The 1,575-nt window shown below is 64.6% G+C and carries 1 protein-coding gene; it reads left to right on the plus strand.

Annotation, left to right across the window (positions count from 1 at the left end; genetic code table 11):
• Window positions 1–95: 95 nt before the first annotated feature.
• Window positions 96–1,298, plus strand: coding sequence for an IS110 family RNA-guided transposase (locus tag FHR95_RS16975; protein WP_246378704.1), 1,203 nt, complete (start codon window positions 96–98; stop codon window positions 1,296–1,298).
• Window positions 1,299–1,575: the final 277 nt, after the last annotated feature.

Consider the following 1,575-nt stretch of genomic DNA (forward strand, 5'->3'; position numbering starts at 1 on the left):
TGTAGACATCATGGATTGACCTGCCCCTCCTCAACGTCGTGGGTTACGTTGAGGTTGAGGCACCAACACAGAGCCACTATTGAGGGAGGCAGGTCATGAAACAGTCTAACGCAACTCAGCGAGTCGTTGTCGAGGGCACTGCTGCCCCGCGGATCAGTTCCGCCAGCGACGTCCACGCGGCCTATATCGGTCTGGATGTCCACAAGGCGAGCATCTCCGTGGCCATCGCCGAGGCAGGCCGTCAGACCCCCGAGTTCCGCGGTGAGATTCCCAACGAACCACAGGCCATCGACACGCTGGTTCGTCAGCTGAGCGAACGTTTCACAGGGCAACCGTTGCTGTTCAGCTATGAGGCCGGCCCCTGTGGATACGGGGTCTATCATCAGGTTCAGGCCAGCGGCCATGACTGCGAGGTCGTTGCCCCGACATTGATCCCGCAGCGGTCGGGGGATCGCATCAAGACCGATCGGCGAGATGCCAAGATGCTGGCCCGCCTGTCACGCTCCGGGGAGCTCACGCCTGTCTGGGTGCCCACGCCGGAGCAGGAGGCGATTCGCGATCTGACGCGGGCCCGGGAGGACATGAAAGCGGGCGAGCTGCGCGCACGACAGCGGCTTAACGCCTTCTTGTTGCGGCACCGCAAGGTGTACCCCGGCAAGAGCAAGTGGGGACCGGCGCACTTTCGCTGGCTGGAGACGGTTCGCTTCGAGACCCCGGTTCAGCAGATCGTGTTGCAGGAGTACATCGAGGCGATGCGCGAGGCTCAGTGTCGCGTGGCTGGCTTGGAGAAGCAGATGGCGGCGGTGCTGCCGATCTGGTCACTGGCCCCGGTGGTCGAGGCCATCCAGGCGATGCGCGGCGTCAGTTTGATTACCGCGATGACGGTGCTGGCCGAACTTGGTGATATCAGCCGCTTCGATTCGCCCCGTCAGCTGATGGCCTACCTGGGTCTGGTGCCCAGCGAGCACTCCAGTGGCGGCAGCCGACGCCAGGGCGGGATCACCAAGACCGGCAACGGCCATGTGCGACGCGTACTGGTGGAAGCCGCCTGGAGCTACCGCTACCCGGCGCGCAAGACGCGCATCATCCAGCGGCGGGCGGAGAAGACCTCGCCAGCGGTGCAAGTCATCGCCTGGGAGGCCCAGAAGCGGCTCTGTGGGCGTTACCGCCGGCTGGCCGCCACGGGCAAGGTCAAGCAGCAGGTGACCACGGCGGTGGCGCGGGAGTTGGCCGGCTTCCTGTGGGCCATTGCCTGCGAGGCCATGGGCAAGCCGCACGCCAGCCGGGCAGTCGCCTAATGGTTATGTCCCAGTGCCTTCGGGTCAGGGAGCGTCGGGCCGGTGGGAGAACCCCTGACGCTCCTATGAGGCCCCCGCCCTCCGGGGCTGGGTGACCCTCGCATGTAGACCAGGGCAGCTCCGCGACGAAGTGATGACAGGTCGGTACCCAACCCACGAATACCAGAGAGATCCACCGTCGCTGATAGCCCCTCGCTCCCTGATCCGAAGGCATTAAGGACAACCGCATGCAGTAGAGACAACCGAACCCTTGACGGGTCAATCCATACCAGGAGCG

Origin of the sequence: Halomonas fontilapidosi (genome assembly GCF_014192285.1) — a bacterium.
In the GTDB taxonomy this organism is placed as follows: domain Bacteria; phylum Pseudomonadota; class Gammaproteobacteria; order Pseudomonadales; family Halomonadaceae; genus Halomonas; species Halomonas fontilapidosi.

Bases quoted from the DNA above. Each gene is read 5' to 3' on its own strand.
- FHR95_RS16975 (WP_246378704.1), top strand. From the start codon at position 96: ATGAAACAGTCTAACGCAACTCAGCGAGTCGTTGTCGAGGGCACTGCT.